Origin of the sequence: Mucilaginibacter ginsenosidivorax, from assembly GCF_007971525.1 — a bacterium.
In the GTDB taxonomy this organism is placed as follows: domain Bacteria; phylum Bacteroidota; class Bacteroidia; order Sphingobacteriales; family Sphingobacteriaceae; genus Mucilaginibacter; species Mucilaginibacter ginsenosidivorax.
Genome location: NZ_CP042437.1, coordinates 2,388,605 through 2,412,719 on the forward strand (window position 1 = coordinate 2,388,605; position 24,115 = coordinate 2,412,719).

A 24,115-nucleotide genomic window follows, 5' to 3' on the forward strand; every position below is an offset into this window, starting at 1 on the left:
ATGCACACCACTATAAAATATATAATACCCGCCCTGTTTGCCATAGCGCTATGCTCGTGCGAAAAGGCCATTAACCTGACACTGAAAGATACCACGCCCCAATACGTTGTTGAAGGCGTGCTCACCAACGAAACCGGCGGGTGCAAAGTAACCCTTAGCCAAACCAAAAACTTTACCGATAATAACGATATAGTAGGTATTGATGGCGCACAGGTAACCATTACCGACGACAATACCGTTTACCCGCTTACCGCATCGGGCGGCGGTATTTATAAAAACAGCACCCTGACAGGGGCCTACGGCCATATTTATAAACTGAATGTGCTGGTTGCCGGCAAAACGTTCACATCAACCTGCGCCATGCCTGCGCAGGTACCACTGGATAGCATTTACCTGGTTAAAAGCGACTTTGGCAACAACAAGGATGGCAGCATCCGTAAATATGTAACCGTGAAATACCACGACCCGGTAGCTACCAAAAACTATTACCGCTTTGTGCAATATGTAAATAACCGCAAAGAAGAATCGGTGCTGCTGGATAACGATGAATTTACCAACGGGCAGGAAGTAAACACGCGCCTTAATTTCAACAACGACAACGACGACCCCGCCCGCGACATCCGCCCGGGTAACCAGGTAACCATCGAGATGCAAAGCATCGACCCGGCCGTGTACAAATACTTTTTCAGCCTTACTACAGGCGCCACCGGCGACGGTAATAACGCCGCCCCCGCCAATCCGCTTAGCAACGTTACCGGCGGCGCGCTGGGCTATTTCAGCGTGCACCCAATTTCCAGGAAAACATTGACCGCGCCGTAATGGGGCGCGGGGTGATTTGTTCAAAAATATTGATGTTTGGCGCTGGCCAAAAACAAAGCAGCCAACCACCCGAAACAAAATTTTTGACTTTTGATTTTTTACTTTTGACTTAAAAGATGGCGTCCGCCGCTGGTAGAAGCGGCGCCAGGCTTTCTATTCATACTACACAGGCATTAGCCACCTGTCCGGTATCCACGCCAATCCTTTACGCGAACTGCGGGTATGCAAGAACACCCGGACGAAATTAAACATCCGGGAGTTGCATATTCATTACTTAGCATAGCGTTTACCTATCAGCGCGCGCACAAGCCTGGAGGCCTGCGAAAAGCTCTTGCGGTAGCTGGGCGAAGTTTTTGCGTCGATAGTGAGCGCGAATGCCATGGCGCTATATAAATATCTTAGCGGCCTCCTCGGGAACTACACCGAACCCATTTTCGTATTATGGAAGATATGTACTAAGTAGGAAAATTCGATGCTTCAGTGAATCTGTTAAAGGTATTTCCGCCCTATAAGTTCACATTTTTTTGTAACATTCCAAAAAGCAAACCCGGCATTTCCAGATGGAATCAACCAATATATAATTTCACGACTTTGGGTTTTCAAACCAAACTCAGCAAAATATCCATCTGACTTAATTCCTCTTGACGTCCCTTCTATCCTTATTGAATTATAACCACAATGCCATATAAAATCTGTATAAAAAATAGAATCAAGATGAGATTCGCCGATCCTTATGAATCTATGAGTCGTATTCAATACAAATCCGGCGTTGCCACAATTAAGCAAGAATACGGGTTTTTCATGCTCATCTAAACTTGCTCGCTGAAGAAGCGCCCGTTGGAGATCTTCAGGTATAAGATCAAAAAAGGTAAAAGTTTCGAACCCTGAAAAGGAATCTCTATCCTTATGATGATAAGAAAGGAACCAATGCTGCATTAAAGCAGATATTTGATCAGGTGTTTTAAGAAACTTCTCCATGTGGATTTCTGCAATGAGGTAACGGCTTCAAAAATAACAAAAAAGCCGCTTAACTTATGCTGAGCGGCTTTGTGGCTCCCGCTGCCGCAAGTGTCCTCACTTGTGGCCCGCCTGCTAAGTATACGTCATGCCTTTAGGACAGATCATCGTTTTAAGTTATCTGCATTTAATCTAAAAATACAAAAACACCCGGATGAAATTAAACATCCGGGTGTTGCATATTCATTACTTAGCATAGCGTTAACCTATCAGCGCGCGCACCCCGATCAACCATCTGGGCGAAGGCAATCAATTTAGTGTTAACCATGATAAAATATAAAATATTGACTATAAAATATTGACTATAAAATATTGACTATCAAATATTTATAAAAAATATATTTAAAATGTGTTAAGTTATGTTAACCCTATTAGGTGCGTTTACCCTGCGGCAAAGTCCTGGTTTCTTGATATTTTCAGCGAATACCTTTATATTTATTCTGTTTATATAAACGTAGTTATCACCGCCTCAGGAATGAACCTATCGCAAAGCACTAAAACCGAAGTTGTACCACACAAACCATGGGTTAAAGGTGCGCACTTTATCATCACCCTAAGTTTTTTGGCGCTTACGGTTAGCGGCTTTGTTATCCTGATGTCGCACCCCAGGCTTTACTGGGGCAAGGCCGGTAACGATCTTACCCCGGCATTGTTTGAGCTCCCGATAAGCCGCAACTACCACCATGGCGGCTGGGATAAAAGCATCCCGTTTAAGCATGTAACCGGCCGGCAGGTAACCGCGGCCCGCACTTACGATATTTTTAATGAGAACGGCTGGGGGCGCAGCACGCACTTTTTGGCTGCCTGGTTCATGGTATTAACCGGCATCATCTATTTTATAGCAGGATTTTACAGTGGGCATTTTTGGCGTAACCTGGTGCCGCGCCGCCGCGAATTTAGCTTAAAGCTACTTTGCCGCGATGTTGCCGCGCATTTGCGCAGGCACATGCACTATACGGGCAAATATGGGCTATTGCAAAAAATCACCTATTTATCGGTTATCTTTTTGCTGTTCCCGTTGGTTATTTTAACCGGCTTTACCATGTCGCCGGCTATTACCGCATCTTATCCCTTTTTACTGAAAATATTCTTCGGCCATCAATCGGCGCGAACGATCCACTTTTTTGCGGCGGTATTACTGTTGCTGTTTTTGCTGGTACATGTGGTTATGGTTGCCAGATCGGGCTTTAAACGAAATATTTGGGCGATAACTTTTGGCAGGTAGCTATGAAAAGAAAACTACTGATGAACCGCCGCCAGGCCATTTTAACAGGACTTACCTCCGCCGGTGCGCTTTTGCTTTCGGGCTGCCTTAAAAAAGCGCCGCCCACTTATGGCAATATTTTGCGGATGGGCGACGATTTAACCTACATTGCCCAGCGCGGCCTGCTTTCGCAGCGGGCCCTGGCTATGGAGTATCAAAAAAGCGAGATAACCAGCTTTCCGGTAACCGATATTGGCGACCCTGCCGACCCGGCGAGCAAAAAAGCCTACAGCAAAACCTATCAGCAACTGCAACGCAATAATTTTAAAGATTTTGCACTTGTTGTAGAAGGTTGCGTGGCCGCACCACGCAAGTATTCAATGGATGAGCTTAAGAAACTGGGCGCGCGAACCCAAATAACGCGGCACACCTGCGAGGAAGGCTGGAGTGCCATTGCCGAATGGACTGGTGTACCACTAAGCGCTGTGCTAAAAGATGCCGGTATTTTAAAAACCGCACGTTATGTAGGCCTTTACGGCTTCGATAATTATGCCGAAAGTATTGATATGCTTGATGCATTTCATCCTCAAACCATACTGGCCCATACCATGAACGGCGAAGAAATACCCGCACGTAACGGCGCTCCCTTACGCCTGAGGGTAGAAACGCAGCTGGGTTACAAAAACGTTAAATTTTTGCAGCGCATTGTGGTGACTGATAAATTCACTGATCCGGCTCCCGATATTACTTCAGGATGGTCGTGGTATACCGGCATCTGATTTAAGTTAAGAGAAATAGAAGTGAAAAATAATATCGAACACTGAATTTCGAATATCCAACACCAAGCTTTTTTCCTTCAATATTCGAAATTGGACATTCGGTGTTCGGTATTAATCTGGCCTTAGTTGCTTACCTAAATTTCAAATGCAGTGTTATAAACATGACATAGTTATCGTATATAGCCATATATTACGTTTGTTATTCTAAACATCAACAACTAAACCTAACCATGAAAAACAAATTCTTTGCTCCTGTTTTATTTGCCTGCCTGCTCGCCGCCTGCAAACCCGATCATAAACTAACTTTCACATCCGGCACTTTCCCCGAAACGCCTGTAAACCTTGGCGATATTAATTCTGAGTTTGATGATTATAACTCCGCCCTATCTGTTATTGGCTCAACATCGCCTTTATGTTTTTCTTCAAAAAGGAACAGCAGCGGCGGCAATTTTGATATCATTTATAAAATGCTGGATGTATACACCTCGCGCATAGACGGCAAATTAACCGTTGCCGAAAACACATCAAGCAGCCTGATGGATATTGTTATCGAAAACGCCAACCTGAATAATGCCATGGGTACTATCAATACGTCCGCCGATGAGTTGGGGCCATATTTAATAAGCCAGGGCATGAAATTTACGGGCAGCACCAATATGAATAAGCGCTATAACAGCTATATATTGTTATATGCCACCAACCAAAGCGGCAATTTGGATATCAAATACACCGAAAACCTTAACCAGGAAAGCTATACTACCCCCAAGCCTGTTAAATTCCTCAACTCGCTAAAAGATGATGCCTACCCCTCATTTACGCAGGATTTTTCGTCGGTTTATTTTTGCTCAAACAGGGACGGTAACTTTGATATTTATCAAACAGACCTTGACAAAAACAAGGATATTATATCCAACCTTGACGATGCCAGCACAAAAACAATCGCCAGGGATGCCGTATTATCATCGGCGGCCGACGACAAATGCCCTTACATTGCTAACAATGTGATGGTTTTTACCTCGAACCGTGCCGGCGGATATGGTGACTTCGATTTATATTATTCGTTACTGGTAAACGGCAAATGGTCGGCACCGGTAAACTTTGGCCCGGCCATTAACACCACCGGCGACGAATACCGGCCAATTATAAAATCGATGCCCGGCTTTACCAATGATTTCATGATCTTTTCGTCTAACCGCCCGGGCGGCAAAGGCGGATTCGACCTTTATTACGTCGGCGTAAAAAAGATGATAGTGCTTTAGGGTGAAACCTACCAAAACCGGCTTTTAGTGCAGTTATTGTACCCGGGCTACGGGAGGCTTGCGCTTTTCTATATGTTTGGTCAATAACTTTGCAAGCGAGTTATATAAGGTCTAATAATTAATTTCACAAACGGTTTTTAGTTCAATATTGGGTTTTAGGAAATGAGAGAACATTTTCCAAAAAGCAGCCTTTCTTTCTTTAAGGGTCTTAAGATACCTGTTATGCGTTATTTTCTTTCTCATATACCACCACGCCCTTTCAACTGCATTGAGATCAGGGCTGTATGGTGGTAGGAAAAACAATTCTAATACCGGATGCCTTTCAATCCATGCGTTTATTTTCTTTGCATGGTGGTAGGCTACATTGTCTAATACCACAATTATCTTTGATACTCCTTTATAGGTTGCCAGTATTTTCTTCAGATGTTTCTTAAAGGTATGGCTATTGCCTTTATCTGCAAAACTTACCGTTATTTGGCCCGTATCATAATTATAACTTCCGAAAACAGTTTGCCTTTCCCTTTTTCGCTGCTTACACGGTATCTGAGGTTGTTCGCCTTTCTTTGACCACCCGTAGCTTACCGTAGCCGTGTTGGACAGCGAACACTCGTCTTCGTAAAGCAATACACTATCCGGGGGCAATTCAAGGAGTTTTTTTTAATGCCACTTTAAATGCTTCTTGTTTTTGTGTATCCGTTTCAGGGAATAAACCCCGCCCTTTCTGATAGGTAAAGCCTAATGATTTAATAATATTATAAATCTGGGCTTTCTTATAAACAAGGCCGTAATTCTTTGCTATCCATTCGATCAACAACGGCCCTGTCCATGTAGCGGTGTTATAACCATGGCCTGCGGGCGATTCCTTTGTCAACAAATCAGCTATCCTGTTCCGCTGTACCTCATTCAGTCTTGCTGTCCGGCCCCTGCCTGGCTTATCCCTTAAACCGTCTATGCCTTCTTTTTCAAACCGATGTACCCAATTAGTGATTTGTTTAAAACTGGTATTATATAATTCTTCCAGTTTTCTGCTTGGCTGTCCTATGGATACCTGGTAGACAGCATACAAACGTATCCCTATTGTGTAACGCTCATCGTCCCGGAACATTGCTTTTATCTCATCCGGCGCATAATTCTCTACCTTTAATACTGGCCTTGACATTTTGTATCTCCTTTCTTTTTATAAAGATACAATTATTATTGTGTAATTATTTAATGGACTTTATGTAATTGCTCAGTAATCCGCACAATATTTTGGCACTGCCATGATTTAATTGCACCAGGCTGTTATTCCTTTATTTCGGTTGGTTAATTGCTATTCGCAAAAATTACTTTATAAACTTCAAACATCCGAAAAAATTTGAAGTACTGAAAGTAAACACGCCGAACGCTATTTCTTTGTTTTTTGAGGCCCAGCGAATGTATAGTTAAAAAAGTCGACATCTACATATCCTTTTTCCTGTTTGTTATTGTAAGAATATATTCCCAGTCGATCACCTCTATATGATTCCCACATTAACTTGTACGCAGGTCCGAAATCCTTGAAATTTTTACCATCAGTACTGTACGAATACTGGCTAACACCATCAAAGCCCCACACCGACCGTAGCCAAACAACATTTTGATTTATTTGATCCCCTTCTGTTACCTGGCCCTTTAAGTTGTATTCCAATCTTTTTATTTTACCATCACAATGTACGCCTATGGCTGAGTAAGCCGGGTGCCCGAAATGAGTGAAGCCAGCCTTCTGCCCGTCGGCCATTCCGCTTAAATCCAGTTTAACAATTACTTCGTTAGCCTTAGTAGACATAGACCGCTGGGTAAGTATGTTACCCACTTTTGTAAGATTATCATTCCTTTCGAGCGAGCCAAAAGCGTAAAGCCGGAGCCAGCCCTTTCTTTCCCGCAAAGACCACTTATCAGCCCTCGGCTGGTAGTTCCACTCCCATTGCTCATTCAACCGGGTTCCCAAAAAAGAATCGCTTGTTTGGGGAGTAATAATTTTTGTTCCGCTAACCGGCTTCTTGCCTTCCCAAACCATGGTACCAACTCCATCTTCGCCCACTTTTCCTAAAATAGGCCATCCATCTACCCAGTTCACGGGGATCAAACTCATGATCCTGCCGAACCAGTCTCCGTCTCCGTGATGGGTAAGAAAATACCAATCGCCCCTCTGCGTTTGCACAATACCGCCCTGGTTGGGTGAGTTCATATCATTTTGAGCATGGCTTAACTGCTTAAATTCGGTATAAGGCCCCCAAATATTCTTTGAGCGCTCCATCATTACAGTCCGGCCGTCGGCTTTCACTTCACTAAAAAAATGGTAGTAGGTTCCGTTTATCTTATAAAGTTTGTTGGCCTCACTTCCCTTTGATTGATAGATAACCTTATCAGTCCCCTTTATGATATCCTTACCATCAGCTGCAAGTTTAAAGAGATGTATTTTATAGCCATCCTTAAAATTTGTACCGACGAAATAGCCCTGGCCATCATCATCCCAGAACGGACTGCAGTCGTCCCAACCCGCTTCCCCCATAATTTTATGTAACGGTTCCCAGGGCCCTTCTATATTTTTAGCAGTTGTCATAAAATACCCCTCGTCGGGCGTTCCGAAATAAATCCAGAATTTACCCTTGTGATAGCGTATTGCACCAGCCCAGATACCATTGCCGTACCGGTTCATCCTATCCCAGTTCATTTCTGGAGATATTTGTGTAATATCGGCCACTGCATGGCTTTTTATGGTCCAGTTTACCAGGTCTTTTGAATGAAGGATGATTATTCCGGGAGAATATTGAAAAGTAGAAGATATGGCGTAATAATCGTCTCCTACACGGATACAATCAAGATCGCTGTAGTCTGCCGGCAATACGGGGTTCCGATAAGTGCCGTTATTCTGATCTCCCCAGGTGGCCCAGGTGTTCCATTTCGGATGCTGATTATCCTGCCCTTTTACTGATTTATGAGTAGTTACCAGGATGATGATGATGATAAGAAATTGCTTATACATAATTTGAGTAATTACCTCGTTTTAATTGCACCTGGCTGTTATTCCTTTATTTCCTTTTGTTAATTGCCTGCTTATCCAACTGTATATAAACAGGCTTATCCCTGTCTGCCGAAATTATTCCGTTTTTATATTCCAGTTCCGCTACCTGGATCACACTCCGGCGTGTTTCAATGTTATCGGCATATTGCTTCGTAATTCTTCCGGGATGTGTAAAGTAATAAACGAAAGCCCGATCGCCCGAAACCACTACATCTGCATGCCCGCCAATCGACTGGTCGTCTTTCCCCTTTCCTGGAAACTCCAGGATTCTTTCCGTCTGCTTTGTCCAGTTGGTTGCATCATCTGAACTATAAAAGCTCATGCCTTTCCAGTGATCCACCAACATCCAGTATTTTCCTTTCCAGCGAAATACCTTTGGCCCTTCACCACGGTCTTCATTTACCTTTCCTTTCAAATCCCAGTTTTCTAGGTCTTTACTGTCCGCATAATAAATAGTTTTTGCGTCTTCCTCATTGTTATACCAAAGCCGCCATGTGCCGTTCGTTAACTGATAAACAGTAGCATCAATCACCTTATCGCTGGCCAGTTCCAGGGTAGACTTATAGTCCCAATTCAAAAGATCATTGCTTGTTAAGTGAACTATTTCACGTGGGTGGTTCCAATTGGCAAAAACACCAGGTACATATGTGAGAAACATGTGGTATAAACCCTTGTATTCAAACACATCGGGAGCCCAATGGGTATATTCGGAGGTTGGGCGAAATTTAATGTTCGCAGTATCGCGGTATTTCCAGCTTGCTCCTCCGTCGCTTGATTCTGCAATCCCGATTCGTGTTCCATGTACCCATTTAACGCCATCCAGGTTCATGTCTGTTGCCCTGCGATTGGTATAGAACATAAACCACTTATTTTCCTTCTTATTCCAGATAAGAACAGGATCAGCCGCTCCATCGTACACTGGGTCGGTGAATACAGGCTTATCTGCCAGTTTTCCTTTAGGCACCTGTCCAAAAACTGCAACAGACATCAGGATGCCGCAAAGTATCAGGAGTGTACTTTTTACTTTTGTTTTCGCATTGTTCATGTATTTATTCGCAAAAAGCATTTTGTGAGAAACCAGGTTACGCCTTTTTTGATATTGTCGCCAATAAAATATACCGTAATCCCAATTACCCCACCACCATTAATAAATTTCTATTTTATCATTAGTTATATGAACCGGGAGCCATAAATAAGTTGATTTCTCCAGGTCGGTTTTATTCCATCTGTCACCCATAAAAATAAATGAACCTGGCTTGTTTGCTACAGGCAATACAAACCCGCCCTGTGAAAAAAAAGACACTTCGGCGTTTTCTCCTTTACACGGATTTTCACGTTCTTCCCATGGCCCCATTATATTATCGGCAACGGCATAAGAAGCCGCATTAGGCGACCAGCCGGAACAGCCGGAAGTAATTAAAAAGTATTTGCCCTGGTTTTTAAAAATAGCCGGACTTTCTCTCCCTTTGTTCACCAATATTCGGGTATAAATTTCTGTTGTTGTCAAATAATCATTACTTAGCAAACAAACATGCATGGTGTTATTATTTTCGGACGAATAAATAAGATAAGCCTTCCCGTCATCGTCTTTAAACAAGGTCATATCTCTTAACATTTGATCATTAGGCTTTACACTGCCCAGGTATTTATAAGGACCAAAAGGCTTATCGCTTATAGCAACACCTCCCTGGGAATAACTATAGTCATTCTTGTCTATATGCATCCACATAATAAATTTCTTTGAATGTTCATTATAAATCACTTTGGGCCTTTCAATAACCATGCTGGTATCCAGGTCGTAACCGGGTTTGTTTGTAGTGGACTTTAAAACTACTCCCCTGTTTTTCCAATGTTTAAGATCTGTAGAAGAATAGCATGAAACCCCTCCGGCGGGAACCCGGAAGTCTTCCCAATTTTGCTTAGGGACAAGCCAGGTGTTACCTTTCTTCACTTCACCAAAAAGGTAATAAATACCCTTGTAATATAACACGCCTGCCCCATGAGCATTAATTGGCTTCCCGTCCGTATCTATGAACACATCGTCAGTAAAACACGTATCCTTCACAGCATGTATACTATTTGAAAACGATAGGCTGTTACAGGTTATCAGCAACGCAATAAGTAGGGTATGTTTCATTCATCGTTAATTTATATGATGTTTTTATCGTTTTACTAAATTACAAACAACTGACTAACAATTTTTTAATCAGTTGTTTGGGTGCCATTTACTAAGGAAATTCTAAACTTCGGTGTTTCTGGTGAAGGGGTGCGGCTTATTTAAATTCCAAATACCCGTAACCGCTATCTGCCTTTTACTTTTAATACCAGTGTGGTTACCAATGGATCTGGTTGTACTGTAGCCAGGTTAAGGGTGATGCCCGTAGCGTCCTGGTGAAATTTAACCTTTTCACCGTGTAGTACAGTACACGCTGTAATAACCTGCCCGGTTGGCGGTAATTTAATAACCGCATCACCTGCCGGCATTTTCAGCAGGTGGATATATATTTTATTCCCGCTGTAGGTAGCTCCATAAAAATCATCAACTGGTTGAAACGGCCCGGGGCGTGTTTGATATATCCCTTCGCCATTTTTAGCTAACCATTGCCCCACTTCTTTCAGACGTTCCACATGAGCAGGGGGAATGACACCATCCGGGTCGGGGCCAACATTTAATAACATATTCCCCCCGCGGTCAACCGTATTAACAAGCATGTCTATAATCTGTTTCAAGGGCATCAAATTCTGAGCCTTATTATATCCCCAGCTTGTTGCGTTAAGGTTGAGGCATTTTTCCCAGGGAAAAGGGATAATAGGCCCTTTAACATCCGCGCCGCCCTCGTCGGTCTGGAAATCTCCAACCATTCCCGATCGTGGGTTAATAACCACATCCGGGTTATAGCTGCGTACCATCGCGTTAAGTTTTAACGGTTCCCAAAACCAGGCTGCGTCGGCATCGCTACCCTTATGCGCTAACCAGCCGCCATCGTACCACAAAATATCTATTTTGCCATAATTTTTCATTAACTCTTCTACCTGCCCATAGGTTTGTTTTTTGAGCAGTGCGGCATTGTCGGGAAGCTCCCTGGGGTCGAAATAACCGGGAAAGCGCCAATCCAGCGGTGAGTAATAAAGGCCTACATGAAGGCCCGCCTTACGGCACGCATCGGTGTACTCTTTTACAAAATCGCGGTGAGCGGCAGTTTCCCAACTATCAAAATGCCGGTAACTTGCCGGGCTGTTCCAAAGGGCAAAACCATCATGATGCCTGGTAACCATTACCATATACTTCATTCCGGCTTCTTTGGCTACCCTGGCCCATTCCGCAGCGCTGAAATGTTTCGGATTAAACTGATCGGCCAGTTTGGCGTATTCCTCAGCCGGTATTTTTTGATTAAACATGGTCCATTCGCCGGTAGCCGGAATTGCATATAGGCCCCAGTGTATGAACATTCCAAATTTCTGATCTTCCCACCATTGCATCTTTTCGGCCGGCAGGTTAGAACCCGGACCCGATACGCCCTGCCCTACACCTTTTAATGAAGTGTAGATCAACCCTTTCTCCATTGATTTTTTTTCTGCGTCGCCCATCTGCTGGCTTTTTGCGGCAAAAGAATGGCTCAATAATATCACCAGCAGGCAGATCACCTTAATTGCTATTTTTCGTTTATATATCATTGGGGTTTCAGAATTTGTGTGTTCCTTTTATCGGTTGGCTTGTAAAGGCTTTGGCAAATAACTCATCTGGTGGTCGGCCAGGCTATTTTATTAAAACAAAACTATATAAACTCCCCCACCCTGTATTACTCTGAACAGACATTATTTTATACAAAACCGACTTTATACTGCTGCGTATTTTCCCTGAGAGAACGCGACAGACTGTTCAAAATCTCCGACTTCGAACAGTAGATCAATAGGAAAAAACAAGCGGCACTGCGTTTTTAGCACAGCCCCGCTTGTATTCATTTATTCTTCAAATGGTTAATAACCAGGGTTTTGCAGTAGTTCGGGCGCATTCCTGTCAATTTCCGGCTGAGGAATAGGCCAAAAATCATAATTGTCGGCATATTTTGATTTTACAGCAGGGAATAAAGGATTTTGAACAAAGCCGTTCAGTTTTTGCGTAGCAATACCCCATCTCCTTAAATCAAAGTAGCGTATCCCTTCCAGGGCAAATTCTACCCGCCTTTCGTGGCGGATTTTATCCCTCATTTGGCTTTGTGTTAAACCTGCGGGCAAATCAGGCATAGCCACCCTTCTCCTCACCAGGTTAATCGTATTGTAAACACTTGCGTCTGGTCCGGACGCTTCGTTTTGTGCTTCGGCATACATCAATAAAATATCTGCGTAACGGAGTAAAACAAAATCATTATCACCTTTTGCTCCGTAATCAGGATCTGTCAAAGTGGGATCAAGCCACTTCTTTACCGGGTAGTAGCCAACAATCCATGAATCTTTTCCGGGCGTAGCCACGGCGTAAGATCCCGTGAACGGCCATCCCTGGGCTTTAGTATCGCCAGGAAAGAATAAGGTCATACGCATCCGCGGGTCCCTGTTATCAAATGGTTTCCCTTTAACATAAACGGCAGAGCTGGTTGTGTCTTTACCATCTGCAGCCTCATATTCGTTAACAAGGTCCTGTGTACCCAGTTCACCTTTCCAACGTTGTAAGGGAACGCTGATTCCGTTATCCTGATGGGACAGGTTCGGCAACTGGTATTTTACCGAGAACATAATTTCGGGGCTGCTGTTTTGAGCCGGCTTATAAAAGTTTCCGGGATAAGACGTGCTCAGCGAAAACTTTCCGCCGGTTATAATTTCATTGGCGAGGGCGGCGGCTTCTGCATACTTTTTCTCAAATAACAATGCTCTCACTTTATAACCTTTCGCAGTTGCCTTAACTGCATGGCCGCTGCTGTAAGCAACGTCGGGCAAACCGGCAATTGCCAGGTCCAGGTCGGCTTCAACCTGCTTCAAAACATCAGCCCTGCTTGATTTAGCCATGTGTTTAGTATAATCAAGTGTGTGTGGATCTGCAGTTGTAATAATCACATTGCCATATAGCACCGCGAGCCAATAGTAATTAAAAGCGCGCAGAAAATAAGCTTCGCCTTTATACTGCTTAAGCTTATCGCCCGTAAGCACTTTATCTACATTGGCCAGGAAATAATTAACAGATGCTATAGCTTCATAATTATTAACATAATAAGATGATTGAAAAAGGTTATAGGTATCAAAAACGCCGGCCGAAAGACCGGAAGATAACGCGCTTGTTCCGCCTCCGTAATTATATTGCCCATAAGAGTTATCACTGAAATTATCCCAGGCCACCACCTGGTATTGCGAAGTTGAATAGCCGCCTCCCGAGGCATATAAAAAGTTGTAGCATCCCGTTAAAGCAAGATCCGCGTCGCTTTCAGATTTCCAGAAACTTTGTGTTGATAATTTATCGGGCGGATTAAGGTTCAAAGAGCTTTTATTGCAAGATGCCAGCATGACTGATAACATAACCAGCATGAATATATACTTATTGTAGAGATTCATAATTGTATTCATTAATTGGGTTAAAGTTTAATGGATGCACCAAAGGTTATTGTCCTGTTTTGCGGATAGGTTACATAGCTTCCGTCCCCAACACGCTCCGGATCCAAACCCGGATATTTACTGACGGTGAAAACGTTATCAGCAGCTACAAAAACGCGGAGGCTTTTAATGGAAATCTTATTGAGTATTGCCATTGGAAATGTATACCCAAGCTGTACGCTTTTCAGCCGCATGAAAGAAGCATCCTTCAGGAAATAAGTAGACGGATAATTCTGCACAGGTGCATAGCCATCTGCTACATATATCTTAGGCATCGTGTTTGTGTGGTTGGTTGGTGTCCAGCGGTTCAACCAGTCTGTTGTTGGAATAGAGCCCTGTCTGAAAGGCTCAATGCCCCAGCCGTTGACATATGCTTTCTGGCCCTGCGAACCATAAATCTGCGCACTAAAGTCGAATCCCCTGTAGCCAGCCCCTAAATTAGCCGAATATTGATAGGATGGGAACCTACCGCCTACATAGGTCCGGTCGTTGGCATCTATTTTCCCGTCACCATTTACATCCTTTATTTTTAAATCGCCCGGAGTAGGGGTAACCGGCTGTTTTGGAGAATTGTCAATCTCGGCCTGGCTTTGGAATATACCATCCCAAACATACATGTAATAGGCACCCAGTTCATGCCCCTCTTGCATAATGCTATGGTCGCTAATATCTTTTGATCCATATCTCTCGAGCTTGTTTTTATAGGTTTGCAGGTTTAATCCTACAGAATAGGTAAAATCTTTACCAATTCTGTCATTGTACTGAACTGCAAATTCGAAGCCTTTATTCCTTACGGCGCCATCATTTATTATGGGAGGGTTCAGGCCAACGTAGTAAGGCACCTGTGAACCCCTTAAAATATCGAAAGTATATTTATTAAAATAATCGGCAGATACAACCAGCTTATTATTAAGAGCAGTCATATCAAAACCCACATCGGTTACCCGGGTAGTTTCCCAGGTAAGGTTCGGGTCAACCAGTGTATTGGAAATAAAACCAGAAGTAACGGTACCGCCAAAAGCATAATTAGCGCCCGATAATATGGGCTGATAGGGATATGTTCCGATATTCTGGTTACCCAATTGTCCCCAGGAGCCGCGAATCTTAAGGTCGTTCAACCAGGAAATATCTGCAAGGAAACTTTCTTTTGAAATTCTCCATCCACCTGAAAATGAGTAAAACGTTCCATACCGGGTATCGGACGGCAACCGGGACGTTCCATCATACCTGATATTGGCGCCGAGCAAATATTTATCATCGTAATCATAATTGGCACTGCCATATAAAGAACTGATTGCCCATGCCGAAGATGTGCCGCCGTTCGTCTGTCCGTCAGAAGGCCCTGCATCAAGTTCTCTCAGGAAATTTGTTACATACTGAGTTCTTGATGCATTAAGGTTGCTGGCCGTATTTTTCTCCTGCTGAAGGCCGGCAAATGCAGAAATATTATGGGCTCCAATGCTTTTTTTATACGTAAGCTGACTGTAATAAACGGTATATAAATTGTCAGAGTTGCCTACATTCAAGCCGGGTGATCCGTCGTCAAGATTCCCTGCAGGGCTCATGTCGCTATAATAATAGGTAGGTATAATTGGTCTGAAATCATTGAATTTATAAATACCATAATTAAATCCCGCTTTATTCTCCCATCTCAGGCCCTTGAAAAGATCAATATCCAACGATAGGTTACCCTGTACGTATTTGTCATCTCCGCGGGTCCTGATGTCTTCATCCACAATTGCCACAGGGTTTTTATTGCCCAGCTCATTTGAATAGGCTTTCTTTATCCATTTTCCATCCGCCTGCGCCGGATACAAAGGAGATTGCGCCAAAGTAGAAAGGAATTGGTCACTTGCACCATTCTCGGGGTTGAGCTTTTTGCCATAACGCATTTGTATATCGCTGCCAAAGGTTATTCTCTTGTTAAGTTTCGAATTCAACCCCAGGGAAAGTGTATATTTTTTATAGTCGAACCCTCTCATAACACCAGGCTGATTGGTGATGCCAATGCCAACACTGTAGGTTGTGCTATCTTTACCGCCGCTCATGTTGAGGTAATGATTTTGGGTGTACGCGGTGCGAAAGATATCATTAAGCCAGTTATGGTTAGGATATTTCACCCTATCTGTCGCATTTTTATATAAATCAATCTGAGCTTGCGTATATAATGGCGCTAATGAAGAATTGGCACGGGCCTCATTGGATAATTGCATATAAGTGGCAGAATTGGTTACCACATCCGGAAGTTTGGTTGCGTTGGAAATACCGAAATTGTAGGTGTATTGAACAGCAAGGCTGCCGGCTTTGCCTCTCTTGGTTTTTACCACAATCACACCGTTTGCTCCCCGTGATCCGTAAATCGCTGCGGAGGATGCATCCTTCAACACCGAGATCGACTCAATGTCATTCGCGTTCAGCGCATCCAGGCTCCCGGGCAGCCCGTCTACAATTACTAAAGGGTTGGAACCTGCACCACTGAAGGTACCGGTGCCCCTGATTGTAAGCTGAACATTTTCGGCTCCAGGCTCACCCGAACCCTGAATAACCTGTAAACCAGGGAGCTTGCCTTGTAATAAGGTTGAAGGAGAAGTGGCCACCCTTTTGTTCAGCTCGTCGCCAGACACTGTAACCACGGCGCTGGTGAGCTTGTGTTTGCTTGTAGTACTGTAGCCTACAACAACCATTTCACTTAACGCATTGGTGAGCGCGGTCATCTTGATTTCAATATTGGATTGCGAACCAATTTTAATTTCCCTGGTTTGAAACCCTATGAAAGAAATAACAAGTACATCGCCTGGTTTAGCGTCAATCGAAAATTCCCCGGTGGTATTAGTTACTGTACCTTTTTTTGCATCTTTTAACATAACCGATGCACCGGGCAATGGCGCGCCTTTGTCATCTGTAACTGTTCCGCTGATCTTTTGAATAATAATAACCGGCTTTTCACTTTGTAATTGCTCCGCTTCTTTTAAAGCAATAGTTTTTTGGAATATTTTATAACTAACCGGAATTCCGTTAAAACACTGGTCAAGTACATTGCCGATAGTTTGCTTTTCGACACTGATATTTAAAGTTCTGGATTTAAGAACATCAAGCTTGTCATCATATATAAAATGATATCCGCTCTGTTTTTCTATAAGTGATAAAACTTTTTCTATAGATACATTCTTCTCATGAAGGGTTATCAGCTGCGCATAGCTTTTCGCACTTACATGCGCAAGTCCTATAATCATCATGATAATCGTTAGTTTCATAATTAGAAAAATTTTGGACATAGTGCGCCATGTCGTCTCCGCGCACTTTAAATTAATTTTCATAATTTTGGCTAGTTTGGGTTAAACGTTAGATTTAAAATGGTTACTTCTGATGGTTGGGCACCCAGATATTAGCCGGGAAAGTGTTGGCGCACTCCCCGGTTTTTTAATTTAACAGATTGATTGCACAGTAGCGGGTAATTTATACCCGGTAGGCTATACATCATCATTAAAGGGTCCCCATTTTTTTAGGTGGTCTTTCGTATTTCTTTCTCCATAATTAGCTTTAAAGTGAATAATTGGTTATTTATTATAAGCTTGTTACATCAGACATTAAATAGGTTGGCCTTCTCATGAGCCTACCTTGCCTTAATCAATAACAGTAATATTTTTTCCTTCTACCCGGAATTTAATTCCTTCAAATTCTAATATCCCCAATAACTCAGCTATGTCTACGTTACGCGACATTCTTCCGGTAAGCTTTGTTTTAGGGATTTTTCCTTCATATTTAACCTTAATATCATACCAGCGCGATGCCTTTACCATAATTTGCTCAATACCGGCTTTTTTGAAATCAAACAGCCCGTTTTTCCAGGCAATCTCCATTTCTGCATCTATATCCTTATTTACCGTTAGCTGTCCTTTATCATTTAAAATAGCTTGTTCGCCAGGTTTTAACACAGCAGCAGCCTGCTTACTTTTTATTCTAACAGCGCCCTCAAGCAGGGTTGTTCTGGTATCCTGATCGTCATTATATGCCGAAACATTGAAATGTGTCCCTAATACCTGCACTTCGGTTTTGGGCGTTTTTACAATGAAGGGCATAGCCGCATTATGGCTCACTTCAAAATAGCCTTGTCCGGTTAATTCTACTTTGCGTTCATTTCCGCTAAAGGCTACAGGATATTTTAGGGACGAGGCAGCATCCAACCAAACATGGGAACCATCGGGAAGTATTACCTGGAATTGTTCGCTTTCTTTTGTAGTTAGGGTGTTATATTGCAGTGCCTGATGGTTGCTATCTTCACCCGGCGCAATAGTATAAACAATCTGGCCTTGCTTTGTTTTACTGATTTTAACCCCCGCTTCACTGGCCAGTTGCCCTTGCAGGGAATCAGTAAGTACCAGTTTTTTACCATTTGCAAGGGTTAGCGTGGCTTTGTTGATGCCTGGTTTTATATTATGGGCATAAGTGTTTTCTTTGTGTCCTTTATCGTTATTCCGCAAAAAAAACCATCCTGCGCCTATAGCCAGAAATAACAAGGCCGCAACACCGGTTAACCAGCGGTAAGGTATTAAGCGCCTTTTATCAGCATCTCTTAATTCAGTATCGTCCTGCTGGTTGATCCTGGAACTGATGGCGTTTAAAACGGATTGCCTGGCCTCATCATCTGCCTCAGCAAAAGCAGGTTCGTTAAATGCATTTTTAAGCAAATCATCCAATAATTCCCGGTAGCGTTCATCCTGAATAGCTTCCCGCAATTCCGAAAGGCCTCCGGGTAGAATGCTATCATTGAGATATTGTTCAAATAATGCTTTAAATTTTTCCTGGTTCATCTTATTGGCAGAGAAAGTACCCCCTTGCGACATGCATTAATCAGGGCATTCTGATACTAAAGACGGAAAAGAGGGACAGGGTAAGACAAAAAATATTTATTTATTTTAACACACCGTACAAAATAGTTCCGGCGGCAAAAATGATTGTACTGTTATCGGTGTGTAAAGCCATGAATTTGCGGATGTCCTGCAGCGCTCTCACCACATAGGTTTTGGACGATACTACAGATATACTTAGTTGTTTGGCAATTTGTTCATGGGTAAGGCCATCAACCCTGCTAAGCATAAATACATCTTTTACTTTTCCCGGCAATTGATCGATAGCGAATTTAAGGGTATTTTCCAACTCGTTATATTCAAGCTTCTCCTGTGGAGTAATGGTACTGTCTTTAAAGTAATCAATCAAGGCTTCAATATTTTCGGTATCGAAAACCTTTTTTCGCAGAAAATCAAGAACAACATTACGCGATAAAATATAAACATAGGCATCTTCTTCCTTTATTTCTATTAGCTTATGCCGGTTTTCCCAAAGCTTAATAAAAATATCCTGCGCAAGGTCCTGGGCCTTTTCAGGCGATTTAGTCAGTCTCAAACCAGTACTATAAACCTGTGGCCAATGGTAGTTAAAAAATAAGGCAAAAGCCTGCCGGTCTCCAAGGGCTACTCTGGCGCGTATATGTTGCTGATCATACAATGGCTTTACCTGCAAAGTATCAGTTGTTTAAATAATCGGTTGTTAAATTTATGTAATAACACACAAATGTGTAAATTATTTCAACAATACAATACTCGTAAATTATTATAGGTTAGTTTATTGTTGAGGGTTCATACTCGTCTACCTCCGGTGCTCAAAGCCAAAGACTTTGAGCACCGGAGGCCAATAACTCATATATTGGTCGGCCTGGCTATTTTATTAAAACAAAACTACATAAACTCCCCCACCCTGTATTACCCCGAACAGACTTTGTTTTATACAAAACCGACTTTATACTGCTGTGCATTCTTACCCGGGGGATATAGTATGCCGGCCCTGTTTCTTTTCGCCAGTGTTACAAAGCCAGCCTTTTGTTTATACTGCCCAATACTTATTTTTATACAAATCCAATCAGCAAAACCCAATTACGGATATTGCTGGATAAGGGCATCCTCAGGCCAGGGAGATTACAAGTAATTATCACTTAGGATAGTTTTAATATGGCCCCATTTAACTCGACAGACGAAGCCCCGGCACTCAAAAACAAGTCCCTTCAAATTTTAAAACATCGTTAGATAAAGAAGGATACACTTTAAAAAAGGCAATAATGCTTTTGCGCAACAATTTAACCTCGGGGGGAACGGTAAATATCTGCGTTTTTTATGCCAGCAACTCAACCAAACCTGCCTGGAAAGTTTTAACAAAAATTCAATCTACACCCATCAGGCTCCAACACTACAATGGCCCATTGATCCCCACGAGCAAGTATTATGATCAAAGCTTCAATCAAACCGGTTTATCAAGCCCTACCAGCTTGAAGTGGCGCCGCTGCTGTCATCGCTGCTGCTAAAGCCGCTATCACCTGAGCTGCCACTATCGCCCGAACTATCGTACGAACTGCCCGACGAGCTGTCATAATCAGAACCGCCGCCTGAACTATCGCCCGAACCCCAGTTACCCCAATTGCCGGGCGTATTATCATTATCATCCAGCGGCTGGTTATCGGCCGGGGGCATATTATCATTGTTAAAGTTTTGCTGATTATCAGCATTCATATTATCCTGAATTGCGCGGGCGGCGTAACCGGCCGCGCCGCCTATTATAGCCCCGGCAGCAAAATTGCGCAAGGCCCTGCTACCCGTTTGTGGCTGGCCATAGCCAGGGCCATATCCTGGTCCGTAATTATTGGCGCCATAATTATTTGGCCCATAGTTGGGTGGCTGATTATAATTAGGGTTATAGCCAGGGTTGTTTTGTTGCGTGTTGTAAAACCGGTTTATGCGGTTTTGCCTAAGCCTGCGGCTATAAAAATATATAAACAGCAACAAGGGCAACCCAAAAATGGCCAGCAATCCTATCATCAGGTGTAAGGTATCGTTGTCATCTGGCGCCGGTGCTCCGGCTTGCGGCGTAGCTGTTGCCGGGTTTTGCACGGCGGGGGTAGCTGCAGGGGCAACCTCGTCATGTACTTTGGTCACTAAAATTTGCAGCCCGCCGGTATAATCCTGGTTGCGGTAGGCATCTTTCATGGCTGCCAGTATCGCCGCGCATTTTGGGCCGGTAAAAACCGAATCGAGATTGCGGGCTACTTCAATACGCTGCAGGTGCTGGTTAATGGCCGCTACATAAACCAGGCCCCTTTTTTGAGTTCCTACATGCCATTTACGGCCGACCAGCAGCGAAAAATCTTTAATATCATATTGGGCCGGGAGTTTTTTTACCAGCACAACAGCCAGCTGTATGCCCGATTCTTTCTCTACTTTAAATATCTGCTGGTTTAATAATTTAATATCCGCTTTGGTTAATACATGTGCAAAATCATTTACATAGGTATTTTTTAATGGCCTGGGTATTTGTGCTACGGCAAGTAACGCTGGCAACAACAAAATGAAAGTAAAAATGCGCTTCATCGAAGTTTCAAATTATGTGATAAGATTCAGGCTCAAGATATATTTATTTCTTAAAACAACGAGTGCCTTTTAAGAAATAAATTGATTTGCAGTTAAGTGGAATAGCGTTAAAACAATATGGTAACCGGAAGTTTCTGGTGGTGTTTGTTTTTGATTTTTTTAGCAAGTATAATAATGGCGTACGCCCCGATTTTATCAGGAGCGCCAGGCTATCCACTTGTACTGCAATGGCCTTAGCCACCAAGTCGGTATCCCGTCTAAAAACTACTTTATTTTAATTGCCGATTGTTGGTAGAAGCGCGGATCCCAGGCAATAATTTGCTCACCTTCCTTCGGCTTCTTTTGCTTCCTGTTGGTAAAATAGTTCTCTACAAAACGCTTGCCTTCCACACTTGCAGGATCATAGGCCGACGTCAGGAATTTAAAACTGAAATCCTTAAAGGCGAAAGTATGCCAGTCGCGATGTAACGAATCCGTGTAGTAAGTATTCACTCTGTTTACAACCTTACTCGTGCTATTGTATTGTATAACCTGGTACGCGGGATTGTTCCCATTTCTTGAACATAGTCCCGGGGCAATATCGATGTAAGAAATTAGCCTTCCTTTATTGGTTATTAGCCTGTAATCGTCCATGTGGGTATGCCCGGCCAACTGAAACCTGATAACCTGTGCGTATTTCTTTATAGTATCTAAATACATGTTCTCGACGTTGTTGTGCCATGACGGTGTATTGCTGTACCTGTCCATTCCGGGCGGAACATGATAAACCATCCAAACCTTTTTATGCGTCCGTTTAGCATCCTGTAATGCCGCGCCCAACCATGATAATTCTTTTTTCGCCTTAACGCCCGGGTCAGATGCCGAACTTAAAAAAATCACTGTGTTAAGCATAATGAACGTCCAATCGCCTTTGCTGTATTTGTAATAGCCACCAGCCATAAAATCCCTGTATATTGCATGGTTATGGTCTATCGGGCGTAACATCGCGTTATAAAACAAGGCATTGGTTGCCCTGTCAGAACTATCATGATCAATGCAGTCATTATTGCCCAGGGCAGGTAAAATAACTGCATTTTTATCTAATTTTTTCAAATGGTCAAGCACATACTTAAATGTTTGCTTCATAACGGCAGTATCATGTTTTTTTATTGGCCCTTTCTCGTGCCACAACATATCGCCGGGCAAAATAATGAAGGGGAATTTTTGGGAACCAACACTGTTAATTGCCGAAAGGAAAAGCGTACTGTCGGCATCCAAATGATAGGAGTTGGTATTGCCTAAGCTTAAATTAACATGCACATCTGATAATACAAGTATAGATTTTGTTTGGGCGTAACCCGGCAGCGCCAGCGCGGTAAGCAATAATAGAAGCAGCTTTTTCATATTGAATTGGTGATTGGGTGCAGATTTAAGTGTTGTATAGCCAAGTTACTTAAAGCATACAGATTATCAAAGGAACAGGGCAATATTACTTTTACTGATTAGGTTATTTCAAAAAACGGTACCATAACCGGATTTGTTAACCCAGGTGCATGAATGCCGAGTTTGGCGGGCATAATTTTGTTTCATTATTTAAAACAAACAATCATGACAACAAAAATTTCTTATGCAATTGCATTTTTACTTGGCCTGGGAATGGTATTCCTGGGAGCCCGCTTTTTTTTCTCTCCCGAAGTAGCAACAGCCGCTTTCGGCATCCGCTTTAACGCCAATGGGGATTACGCCTTTCATCACATCAAAGGTATAAGGGATATATTTTCCGGGATCCTGTTATGCGCATTGGTTCTGATGAAGGAGCGCCGCGCCCTTGGCGTAATGTTGTTTGTGGCTACCATCATCCCGGTTTCAGATATGCTGACTGTACTTGGTAAAAGCTATACGGGTTTGCAACAAGCGACGCCACATATCGTAGCAAGCATCATTTGTTCGGTGGTGGGCATCCTGTTATTAACAGCAAAACCCCAAACAAAATCATTATAAACAGTAAAAATAAACATCATGGAACAATTAAGAATTTATACGCTTGCTGATAAAGAAACAGCCGCACAGTATTTTACAACAAACTGGGCCAGGCACAGGATAAACCTTCCGAAGTTTGGCTTCGCCGTCAAAGGTGTTTGGATCGGCAATACCCCCGGCATCGCCAACCAGGTTATCGCCCTCGTATCTTTTCCAGACAATGCCGATGTGGATGAAATGACCGAACGCTATTTGAAAAGCCCGGAGTTTGCCGCCGATACCGCAGACTTTGACAGAAACAAAATTACAAACGTAGAAACCAAAATTTTAAGGTGTGCAAGCTAACCGGTTTTGCCGCACCTGGATTGCTACACAACTTGTTAGCAGGTTGTGTATTTTTGGTTTTGATATAGTTCAAATGATGATATGATAAATAGCTTGCTAAACAGCATACAAAAGGTGATTACGCTCAGCCCGGAAGAGATAGATACCGTAACCTCGTTATTTAAGGAGAAAACTTACAAAAAGGGAGAATATTTTTTAGAAGAAGGACGGATTTGCAAACAAGTAGGATTTGTAGCAAAAGGATTAATGCGGTTCTATATTAACCATGACGGAGAAGAAAAAATATACGACTTTTCCCAGGAAAATGAATTTGTATGTAACTATGAAAGTTTTCTGCCCCAGGCCCCATCTTCAAAAAACATTCAGGCTTTAGAGGACAGTATCGTATTTGTGATCTCGCACGCCGACCTTCAACTATTTTATGCGAATGTTAGTGGCGGCGAGCGTTTTGGCAGGATGGCCATCGAAGCAGTTTTCGTAAAAATGCTACAGGACATCAGTTCGTTATATTCAGAAACACCTGAACTCCGTTACGAGCGTTTTTTGAAAAATCATGCCGATCTGCAGCAAAGGATTTCCCAGTACCATATCGCCTCATTTGTTGGGGTAAAACCACAATCACTCAGCCGTATACGTAAAAGAATTTTTACACAGTTCTGATTTGTTAAGCCAGGTGCGCAGCTTTGTTAGGT

The 24,115-nt window shown here is 42.9% G+C and carries 21 protein-coding genes; 8 read left to right on the forward strand and 13 right to left on the reverse strand.

All coding sequences use genetic code 11. The annotated features are described in order from the left end of the window. Entirely contained in the window at positions 1–819 is an 819-nt protein-coding gene (locus FSB76_RS10010; RefSeq protein WP_147053440.1) for a DUF4249 domain-containing protein, read from the forward strand. Positions 820–1,308: 489 nt separating this feature from the next. Here the strand turns inward: FSB76_RS10010 and FSB76_RS10015 are convergent, their stop codons facing one another. Further along, a complete protein-coding gene (locus tag FSB76_RS10015; RefSeq protein ID WP_147053441.1) occupies positions 1,309–1,797 on the reverse strand; it encodes a hypothetical protein in 489 nt (162 codons plus the stop codon). A gap of 514 nt (positions 1,798–2,311) precedes the next feature. Between FSB76_RS10015 and FSB76_RS10020 the strand changes: the two genes are divergently transcribed. The 3 genes from FSB76_RS10020 (at position 2,312) to FSB76_RS10030 (ending at position 5,078) form a co-directional block, all read left to right on the forward strand. Beyond that, positions 2,312–3,061 carry a cytochrome b/b6 domain-containing protein gene (locus FSB76_RS10020; protein WP_147053442.1) on the forward strand — a complete coding sequence of 250 codons (750 nt, stop codon included), beginning with the start codon at positions 2,312–2,314 and terminating at the stop codon, positions 3,059–3,061. Positions 3,062–3,063: 2 nt separating this feature from the next. Next, the gene (locus FSB76_RS10025) at positions 3,064–3,819 is read left to right on the forward strand and encodes a molybdopterin-dependent oxidoreductase (protein WP_147053443.1); all 756 of its coding nucleotides are present in this window, start codon (positions 3,064–3,066) and stop codon (positions 3,817–3,819) included. 230 nt (positions 3,820–4,049) lie between these two features. Beyond that, the gene (locus tag FSB76_RS10030) at positions 4,050–5,078 is read left to right on the forward strand and encodes a TolB family protein (RefSeq protein WP_147053444.1); all 1,029 of its coding nucleotides are present in this window, start codon (positions 4,050–4,052) and stop codon (positions 5,076–5,078) included. 111 nt (positions 5,079–5,189) lie between these two features. Here the strand turns inward: FSB76_RS10030 and FSB76_RS10035 are convergent, their stop codons facing one another. From FSB76_RS10035 to FSB76_RS10085, 11 genes are all read right to left on the reverse strand, one after another. Next, the gene (locus tag FSB76_RS10035) at positions 5,190–5,720 is read right to left on the reverse strand and encodes an IS630 family transposase (RefSeq protein ID WP_225976314.1); all 531 of its coding nucleotides are present in this window, start codon (positions 5,718–5,720) and stop codon (positions 5,190–5,192) included. Position 5,721: 1 nt separating this feature from the next. Continuing rightward, complete coding sequence (locus FSB76_RS10040) at positions 5,722–6,237, reverse strand: helix-turn-helix domain-containing protein (protein ID WP_147053445.1); 516 nt, start codon at positions 6,235–6,237, stop codon at positions 5,722–5,724. A 228-nt stretch (positions 6,238–6,465) separates the two neighbouring features. Next, positions 6,466–8,085, reverse strand: coding sequence for a glycoside hydrolase family 43 protein (locus FSB76_RS10045; RefSeq protein ID WP_147053446.1), 1,620 nt, complete (start codon positions 8,083–8,085; stop codon positions 6,466–6,468). A gap of 46 nt (positions 8,086–8,131) precedes the next feature. Continuing rightward, positions 8,132–9,169: a glycoside hydrolase family protein gene (locus FSB76_RS10050; protein ID WP_225976471.1), complete on the reverse strand. Its 1,038-nt coding sequence runs from the start codon at positions 9,167–9,169 to the stop codon at positions 8,132–8,134. A 99-nt stretch (positions 9,170–9,268) separates the two neighbouring features. Continuing rightward, positions 9,269–10,261, reverse strand: coding sequence for a glycoside hydrolase family 43 protein (locus tag FSB76_RS10055; protein ID WP_147053447.1), 993 nt, complete (start codon positions 10,259–10,261; stop codon positions 9,269–9,271). A gap of 164 nt (positions 10,262–10,425) precedes the next feature. Further along, on the reverse strand, positions 10,426–11,799 hold the full coding sequence (locus FSB76_RS10060; protein ID WP_225976472.1) for an alpha-L-fucosidase: 1,374 nt from the start codon (positions 11,797–11,799) through the stop codon (positions 10,426–10,428). Positions 11,800–12,102: 303 nt separating this feature from the next. Next, on the reverse strand, positions 12,103–13,617 hold the full coding sequence (locus tag FSB76_RS10065) for a RagB/SusD family nutrient uptake outer membrane protein (RefSeq protein ID WP_158642874.1): 1,515 nt from the start codon (positions 13,615–13,617) through the stop codon (positions 12,103–12,105). A 68-nt stretch (positions 13,618–13,685) separates the two neighbouring features. Continuing rightward, positions 13,686–16,958, reverse strand: coding sequence for a SusC/RagA family TonB-linked outer membrane protein (locus FSB76_RS10070; protein WP_158642875.1), 3,273 nt, complete (start codon positions 16,956–16,958; stop codon positions 13,686–13,688). A 369-nt stretch (positions 16,959–17,327) separates the two neighbouring features. Then, positions 17,328–18,515 carry a FecR family protein gene (locus FSB76_RS10075; RefSeq protein WP_158642876.1) on the reverse strand — a complete coding sequence of 396 codons (1,188 nt, stop codon included), beginning with the start codon at positions 18,513–18,515 and terminating at the stop codon, positions 17,328–17,330. Between the two features lie 100 nt (positions 18,516–18,615). Continuing rightward, positions 18,616–19,224, reverse strand: a complete 609-nt coding sequence (locus FSB76_RS10080) for an RNA polymerase sigma factor (RefSeq protein ID WP_147053451.1) — start codon at positions 19,222–19,224, stop codon at positions 18,616–18,618. Between the two features lie 791 nt (positions 19,225–20,015). Further along, positions 20,016–21,119, reverse strand: coding sequence for a TPM domain-containing protein (locus tag FSB76_RS10085; protein WP_147053452.1), 1,104 nt, complete (start codon positions 21,117–21,119; stop codon positions 20,016–20,018). Between the two features lie 86 nt (positions 21,120–21,205). Between FSB76_RS10085 and FSB76_RS10090 the strand changes: the two genes are divergently transcribed. Continuing rightward, positions 21,206–21,397: a hypothetical protein gene (locus FSB76_RS10090; RefSeq protein ID WP_147053453.1), complete on the forward strand. Its 192-nt coding sequence runs from the start codon at positions 21,206–21,208 to the stop codon at positions 21,395–21,397. Here FSB76_RS10090 and FSB76_RS10095 read toward each other — a convergent pair. Next, the gene (locus tag FSB76_RS10095) at positions 21,384–22,502 is read right to left on the reverse strand and encodes a metallophosphoesterase family protein (protein ID WP_147053454.1); all 1,119 of its coding nucleotides are present in this window, start codon (positions 22,500–22,502) and stop codon (positions 21,384–21,386) included. The genes FSB76_RS10090 and FSB76_RS10095 overlap by 14 nt on opposite strands. A 204-nt stretch (positions 22,503–22,706) precedes the next feature. Here FSB76_RS10095 and FSB76_RS10100 point away from each other — a divergent pair, with 204 nt between their 5' ends. The 3 genes from FSB76_RS10100 (at position 22,707) to FSB76_RS10110 (ending at position 24,083) form a co-directional block, all read left to right on the forward strand. Then, positions 22,707–23,099 (forward strand): DUF4267 domain-containing protein, encoded by a 393-nt coding sequence (locus tag FSB76_RS10100; RefSeq protein WP_147053455.1) that lies wholly within the window; start codon positions 22,707–22,709, stop codon positions 23,097–23,099. Between the two features lie 18 nt (positions 23,100–23,117). Then, positions 23,118–23,423, forward strand: coding sequence for an NIPSNAP family protein (locus tag FSB76_RS10105; protein ID WP_147053456.1), 306 nt, complete (start codon positions 23,118–23,120; stop codon positions 23,421–23,423). A gap of 81 nt (positions 23,424–23,504) precedes the next feature. Then, positions 23,505–24,083 carry a Crp/Fnr family transcriptional regulator gene (locus FSB76_RS10110; protein ID WP_147053457.1) on the forward strand — a complete coding sequence of 193 codons (579 nt, stop codon included), beginning with the start codon at positions 23,505–23,507 and terminating at the stop codon, positions 24,081–24,083. The last annotated feature ends 32 nt before the right edge of the window (positions 24,084–24,115 follow it).